The sequence below is a fragment of the Ruminobacter amylophilus genome (assembly GCF_900115655.1).
GTDB lineage: Bacteria > Pseudomonadota > Gammaproteobacteria > Enterobacterales > Succinivibrionaceae > Ruminobacter > Ruminobacter amylophilus.
This window is the reverse complement of record NZ_FOXF01000033.1, coordinates 20,321-27,699: the sequence shown is the minus strand read 5'-3', so window position 1 is coordinate 27,699 and position 7,379 is coordinate 20,321. Positions and strand designations below refer to the sequence as shown.

Annotated in this window: 4 protein-coding genes; 2 read left to right on the top strand and 2 right to left on the bottom strand. The window is 47.3% G+C overall.

The annotated features are described in order from the left end of the window. Positions 1-180 precede the first annotated feature (180 nt). Positions 181-2,073 (bottom strand): methyl-accepting chemotaxis protein, encoded by a 1,893-nt coding sequence (locus BMY80_RS08330; RefSeq protein WP_093142722.1) that lies wholly within the window; start codon positions 2,071-2,073, stop codon positions 181-183. Between the two features lie 290 nt (positions 2,074-2,363). Between BMY80_RS08330 and nhaC the strand changes: the two genes are divergently transcribed. Continuing rightward, positions 2,364-3,821 (top strand): Na+/H+ antiporter NhaC, encoded by a 1,458-nt coding sequence (nhaC, locus tag BMY80_RS08320; protein WP_093142717.1) that lies wholly within the window; start codon positions 2,364-2,366, stop codon positions 3,819-3,821. 2 nt (positions 3,822-3,823) lie between these two features. Here the strand turns inward: nhaC and BMY80_RS08315 are convergent, their stop codons facing one another. Continuing rightward, positions 3,824-4,375 (bottom strand): hypothetical protein, encoded by a 552-nt coding sequence (locus BMY80_RS08315; protein ID WP_093142714.1) that lies wholly within the window; start codon positions 4,373-4,375, stop codon positions 3,824-3,826. A 364-nt stretch (positions 4,376-4,739) separates the two neighbouring features. Between BMY80_RS08315 and BMY80_RS08310 the strand changes: the two genes are divergently transcribed. Continuing rightward, positions 4,740-7,349, top strand: coding sequence for an AAA family ATPase (locus BMY80_RS08310; RefSeq protein ID WP_093142712.1), 2,610 nt, complete (start codon positions 4,740-4,742; stop codon positions 7,347-7,349). Positions 7,350-7,379: the final 30 nt, after the last annotated feature.

The window sequence follows — 7,379 nt, the reverse complement described above, 5'->3', positions numbered from 1 at the left end:
AAAGTATCTCTATTTGTTTTTGTGTGGTATTAAATACTAGAATACTTTTGCCCCTTCTTCAATATTTACATTCCCAACAATTCCGTGAAGAGCCAATTTTTTCATACAGGTGTCATAAAACGAAAAAAGGGGACCCCGCGCATAGCGAATCCCCTCTGAATCAGTTCATGCTCAAAAGTATCAGTTCGTACCGATTTCCACTGCGATTTCTTCGGCCTTTTTACGGAGAGAAATGGTCTTCTCCTTGTTTTCCGAAATGGTTCTGATGATACTTGAATTTGAATCATTTACCTTCAGAATCTTGTCGCTTGTATCATCAATCAGGCGGGACTGATCCGATGTGACATTGCGAATGGCTTCGGTATTGGTGCTAATGCGGGTAACAGTGTTTAGTATCGTATTGATGGACTCATTCATGGTGTTAACACAGTTCATGGAGCTTTCGCAGTCATTCATGCTCTGCTGCATGAGGGTTACCGTGGTATTCACGTGATTCTGCAGAGTCTTTATGGAGTCCTGAACGGAACTTGCTGATTCACCGGTCTTGATTGCCAGACTGCGCACTTCATCGGCAACCACGGCGAATCCGCGGCCGTGCTCTCCGGCTCGTGCCGATTCAATGGCGGCATTGAGTGCAAGAAGGTTGGTCTGATCGGCAATTTCCTTGATGGATCCGACAACCGAGAAAATGCTGTTGGCGCATTCGGATACAGTGGCAATGGCATCACCGGTTCTTCTGATACTGTCGGAAAGTTCTCTTATGGAATCACTGCTCTGTTCAACCATTTTCTTTCCTTCGCGTGAGGCGTCGCCTATGCTGCCGGCAATCTCTTCGGTTTCAACTACGCAGTGATCGATATTGGTAATGGAACCGTTAAGCTGTTCCACGGATGAAATAACCTCATTCAGCTCATTCTGCTGTTCGTTAATCTGGTTTGAAATGTTTTCATTGCTGTTGATGGAATCCCTGGTGGAGGTTTTCAGGAAGCCGTTGATTTTATTGAAAAGAAGCTTCTGATTGTCCAGCAGGAGATTGAAGTTATAGGCAAGCTCTCCGATTTCATCATCTGACTGCACGTCAATCTTGTTGTTGAAATCAGGTTCCTTTTCGGCAAGATCCCTGAGCATGCTGCCTACGTGATGAACAGGTTTTACAATATTTGATTCAACCGCACGGGCTATGTAGATAATGGTTCCCAGGAGGACAAGCAGGGACAGCACGGAAACGACGGCTATGTATATGTGCGCGATGCTTAGGTAGCTGTTCTTATCAAGAATTATGACAATCTTCCAGGGAGCTTCATTCAATTTTTCAGACAGAACAAAAACATCTCCGCGGTCAAGGCTGATGGAGGAAAATGACTGGTCCATCTTCTCCTTTTCGGTTGTTCTGCTGATAACTTCGGGGGAGAGTTCCCTGTAAACCGATTGGAGAGTTCTGTTGAGCAGAGGCTCACCGGTACTTGATACTATGATTCTGTTGTCTTCATCAAAAACGAGATACGCCTCACCTTCAACAGGCAGATTAAGACTGCTGATAATACCGGTGACGTCATCTATTGACAGGTCAAGACCGACAACACCCTTGTCTGCTGCAGGGTACCCCTCGGAAATGGTAAGCACAAGATCGCTGGTCGTGGTATCAAGATACGGTTCGGAAATTACGACTTCCCCCGGTTTTGCCTTGCTGGCGATATACCACGGGCGCTTACGGGGATCATACCCGCTCTTAAGGTAGTTCTCTACGCTGTCAAGACCCGCGTAGGTCTTTCCTTCCGGATCTCCGTAATAAAGATCATAGACACTGTCTACCTTGATTGGCAGCCCCGTCTGCAGGGTTGATTTCAGAAATTCCGTATCAAGTCCATAATATCCAGAAATAATTCCTTTTTTAACCTTCAGCCATGAATCAACATTCTGTGTGGTAGCCTTGGCAAGTGACATTGCCGATCTGTATCCCGCCGTATTGATCTGATGAATATTACCGGTCACAAAGATAACAAATGAGCAGACAGTAAAGGAAATTACGGGAACGATTACTGTCAGCAGCAGTTTGGATTTGATGGTTCTCATTCACACGGTCTCTTTTTTAAAACAACTTTATAGGAACATTTTAGCATATTGTATTTTATAAAGATTAAGCATATGTCCAAAAAAAACGAATAAATATTCATCTGTGATTCCTCCAAAAATGACGTCACGATAAAAATTACCAAAAATCTGTTTATTCACGGGCTGTTTGTCTTTAAACTTGATCCTGAAGTCTCTGCGTTTTTTCCGACGCCGTGAACATAGGAACCGCATGTAACGGAAAAAACAGTGAACCGGGGACGCATCATCAACAAGAACACCGGACAGATATTATGACTCCAGACATGAAAAATTCACCAAACCTGTTTCTTTCACTGATTCCGGTGGTATTTCTCTTTATCCTTCTGGCCTTTAGCGTCTACTGCTTCGGTGACGACTGCGTGTCAGGACCGAACCAGATGGTGCTTTTTGCAAGCACCTTCGCGGTGTTCATCGTCAGCATTCTGGCAGGCCGGAAATATACCGAGCTGGAAAAAGGCATGATTCAGGGCATTGCTGAAACTCTTCCCGCATGTCTGATTCTGCTTTTTGTCGGTGTGCTGATAAGCGTATGGTTTGTAAGCGGAACCATGCCCACCATGATCTATTACGGCATGAATCTGATAAACGCCAGAGTATTCTATCCGTGCGCGGCGATTGTCTGCGCCCTGGTGTCGATGTGCATCGGAAGCTCCTGGAATACCGCGGCCACGGCAGGTATCGCCGCCATGGGCATAGCGAAAGCCCTGGGACTGGATCCGGTCATCACCGCCGGAGCCGTTATTTCCGGTTCATATTTCGGAGACAAGATGTCTCCGCTTTCCGAAACCACCAATCTGGCCTCGGCGGTAAGTCAGGTGAATCTTTTCGATCACATAAGAGGCATGACATTCACCACGGTGCCGAGCATCATTATAAGCGTAATCATGTTTGCGGCAGCGGGGCTCCGGGCACAGCCTGCAGCCGAAAGCATTGATAACGAGTCCTTCAGAGATATGCTTCAGAGCTCATTCAATATCAGTCCATGGTGTCTTCTGCCTCTTGCCGTGCTCATTTATTTTGCCGTGAAGCGGTATCCGCCGATTTTTACCATTCTTGCGGGAATTGTTTCAGGTCTTGCCGCAGCAGTTATATTTCAGTTTGACAGCATTACCGGAATTCTCGGAACCGACGGTTCCTTTCCGGAAAACATCAGAGCCCTCTGGCTCGTAACCTATGACGGACTCAGGCTCAATACCGGGAACGAGGCGTTCAATGCGCTTCTGTCGGGAGGCGGAATGTCAGGAATGTTCAACACGGTGATTCTGATGATTGCCGCAATGAGTTTCGGTTCAGCCATGGAATGCTCGGGATGCCTCCGCCGTATAATGTCCGTAGTGGTCAGATTCATAAATTCCGCAGGCAGGCTTGTGCTGGCGACAGTTCTTACCGCTTTCGGCATAAACGCCATTTCCGGAGAACAGTGCATGAGCGTGATTCTTCCGGGGAGAATGTATGCTGAAATCTATGACGACATGAAAATAGCGCCGACCGTCATGTCCCGTTCCCTCGAGGACGGCGGAACCATTACCTCCGTTCTCATACCATGGTCAACCTGCGGTGTCTACTTTTCAGGGATCATGGGAATTTCAACTCTAGACTATCTGCCTTACTGCTTCTTCAACCTTGTCAATGTCGGACTGGCGGTCATCTTCGCCGTATTCGGCCTGGGCATTGTCGGAAAGAGCGGAAAACAGCCTGCGGACTTCTGAAATCAGAGGTCTGTCTGACGAAACGCCCTTACCTCAGCCATGATGAGAGGATCATTTTCAGGAGTGTAGTACGGATTTCTCACCTGATCGGCATGTCCGTATCCGGCCTTGACCATTACACAGGTGGCAATACTGTCCAGAATTCCGGTTGCATCGTATTTATCCTCACCGTAATCATAGGTATCCGGATCAAATCCTATGCGGTAAAAGATATATCCTAAAAATCTGCAGGCGTCGGAAATGCGGTATTCGTATCCTCCGTAGCACCAGAACAGATTGGCAAAGTTTACGACGGATTCGGGAGTGGTACACCGGGAGTAGAGATATTCCTCCCACCTCCTTATAACAGCAGCGGAACCGTATTCCGCAATCATGCTTTCGGCAAGATCAGTAAGCTCATGAAGCTCGCGATGACTGATTTCATCATACAGACAGCCGTACAGTCTGCAGGTGTCAGCGTCGATAACTTCTTTAATCCATGACTGCGCCTCTTTGTCAGAAGAAATATCCTCTGCTGACTGGGGCGGACCTGCATTATGTTTTTTCCGTGACATTTTGAATCCCCGTGGTGAATAATTTATATACTCATATTATAACAATATCTGCGTTATGAAACATAACGGCAGTCCGTAAACCCGCATTTCCTGCAGTCTGAAGCATTATCTTTGAACCATTTCACATTTATAATAACAAAAGTCTCTTTACATCTGTCGGCAGTAGTGAGTGTTCAGTATTTCAGCGGGGATCTCAGTCCGGAAATTTTTTAGCCGTTATAATAAGCTAAAAAGTATCTGTATTTACAAGTTTCTTACTGATGATTTACAGGGTGTCATGACGTATCCGAAACCTCCGTACTCATCGATTTGAGATTTTATAACACAGTATGTCGAGTGATTACATATTTGTTCAGGAGGAATCATGGACACAGCATCATCCGCCGGAAACACTCAGAATGAAGGGCTGTCTCTCAGAAGGAGAATCAGAAGAATAATGGAACTCACGGGAGAAGGGCTGGTTGACAGAAGCGATTCCGTAAGATCAGCCGTTCTTGCCAGTCTCTGCGGTCTCAATACCTTTCTTTACGGGCCTCCGGGAACCGCAAAGAGCATGATCTGCCGAAGACTTAATGATATTTTTGCAGGAAACAGCCGCTACTTCGAGCATCTGATGCACCGTTTCTCAACACCTGAGGAGCTGTTCGGTCCAATCAGCATCACCAAACTCAAACAGGATGAATACGAACGTCAGCTGTCAGGATATCTTGCCGACGCGGACTTTGCCTTCCTTGACGAAATCTGGAAGTCATCACCGGCCGTGCTGAACACGCTGCTTACACTCATCAACGAGCATACATATCATAACGGAAACCGGATTATGAAGGCTCCTTTGCGCAGCATGGCCGTGGCCTCAAATGAAATTCCGCTTAACGATGATGATCTGGCCGCTCTTTATGACAGATTCATTGTCAGACTGGTGATAGAACCTGTCAGGGGAGCCGACAATTTCATAAAAATGGTTAGCACCGCTCCGGCCGTGGAAAATGACGAATCCGCACATGCCGGAAAGATGAAGGAACTTGCGGTAACCGCCGATGAATTTGAAAAATGGAAGAAGGCCGTTGCCGACACCGGGCTTTCCGATGAACTTCTCAGCGCCATGGCCTCTCTGCGCGAAAAAATAGCTGCCGACTACGCCGAGAACGTACGTTTAAACAGGGAACATGCGGATTATGATGGTTTTTCCGATAACGAAAAGACCGGAACCGATGCTTCATACGTCTCCGACCGCCGCTGGGTTCAGAGCTCGGTATTCATGAAGGCTGCAGCCTTCTTCAATGAAGAAGAGAAAGCCGGGATCAGACATCTGATACTGCTTGAGAACGTGCTCTGGCACAGTCCTTCCGAAAGGCCTTATCTCAGAAAGCTGATCCTTAACGAGATAAGACAGGTTATGGGTGCCAGAATCAGCAATACCGACGAAGGAAAGATTCTGGAAAACAGCAGGGTGCTTGAAGAAATTCTTGCCACCTGCAGCAATGAACAGCTGTTCACGGATCATAATGTGGATATCCGCATGACTTCCGACAAGGGCGAACCGAGGGTTTTATTCAATATGCTCAAGGACTTCGGCTTCACCTACGTAAAAGCCAATGATTTCTGGAATCCTGACTCATGGTACCGCAAGGTTTCACCGGATCACTTCTATACCTCCGAAACCTATGAAAAGTGCCGTAATTCCGTAAGGGACGGTAAAACCTCCATTCTGCTTCCGGAAATCGGGGATGTAATCAGAATCATTCTCTATCGTGATCTTAACGGGTACTTTACCAAGGGAGACTCCGATGGAACCGAAGTGTTTACCTTCTCGGTTCCCGGACACAGAGGCATCGACGGTCAGTCTCTGGAAGAGGAACGCTATGCTGCGCCTTCTTCTCTTCTGCCAAAGTTCATTCAGTTAAGACTTAAGAACCGTCTCGACGAACGTTTCGAAATGTATGCCAGAATTTCTGAAATTCAGAGTCATTTCGGATGTCTTGAGATGAAAATCAAAACCAGCATCAGGATTGATTTCAAGGATATATTCGAGCCGGCCTGCTTTGATGCCGAAAAATACGCCTCGGACGTGGCTGCCGTGCGCACGGTGGCTCCTTTAAGAGGTGGTGAACCTGACAGCGAGCTTAACGGCCGCTTCATGCAGATGGCCGGAATGGACTCTTATGTTCTCTTCATGGAAAACGGCGACAGGGTGCTTTATCAGGCCAAGCACGGCAATTTCCCTGCAGCAAGAGGCGAGGTAATCACCTACGAAAGACGCTTTAACGGAGCAAGATACATCTGGGTGGAAAAGAACAGCTACCACAGATGGTTCGAGCATGAGATTTCAAGACTGGGAATCGGTTCAGCCCGTCATCTCAACTGCACCCTCACTGATAAGAAAGAGCTTTTTGCCGCGGGACTTCACTGTGTCCTGAATGACGGTGAAACACCGTCAGCAGACAAACTGGTAATGCGTCTTCAGACCATAAATCATGAAAAGTGCCTGCTTGAGCTTTCACCTGAAGACAGGCCGGACATAACCTCCGTCAGAATTCCTTATGATGAATTCAGAAAGGACGGTGAATTCGACATATTTGATCATCACGGCAGAGTCTGCGGCAGGGCAGCCACCAGAGAGGCGCCAACCGGCAGATCCGTAAAAATCAGATTCACCTCCGGAGGCGAGGTAAACAGCGTCATCTCCGGCGACATCATGAAATTCCTTGATGAGATAATAGGCTCTTTCAGAAAGGTAAAACAGCTCATTGAGGAGAACGGCAGATGCATAAGGGAAATAAGAGAGCGACTTGACGCCATGAGAAACAGCGTCAACTCCGATATTTTCCTGTCTGATGATGAGAAACATGCGCTTACGGCCGTGATTGAGGAGGTTTATGCTCCGGTAACTGCCGAAATCTCCAGAGCCGGAAACTATGAATCCCGGGTAAACGAACTTGTCAGAAAATATTCAGTTTCCGCGACAGGTGCATAACGACGCACCGGTATCCGGCCTCCCCGGCCG

What these genes read in the sequence shown, in the direction of transcription:
- BMY80_RS08330 (WP_093142722.1), bottom strand. Translation starts at nt 2,073, where the DNA reads ATGAGAACCATCAAATCCAAACTGCTGCTGACAGTAATCGTTCCCGTA.
- BMY80_RS08310 (WP_093142712.1), top strand. Translation starts at nt 4,740, where the DNA reads ATGGACACAGCATCATCCGCCGGAAACACTCAGAATGAAGGGCTGTCT.
- nhaC (WP_093142717.1), top strand. Translation starts at nt 2,364, where the DNA reads ATGACTCCAGACATGAAAAATTCACCAAACCTGTTTCTTTCACTGATT.
- BMY80_RS08315 (WP_093142714.1), bottom strand. Translation starts at nt 4,375, where the DNA reads ATGTCACGGAAAAAACATAATGCAGGTCCGCCCCAGTCAGCAGAGGAT.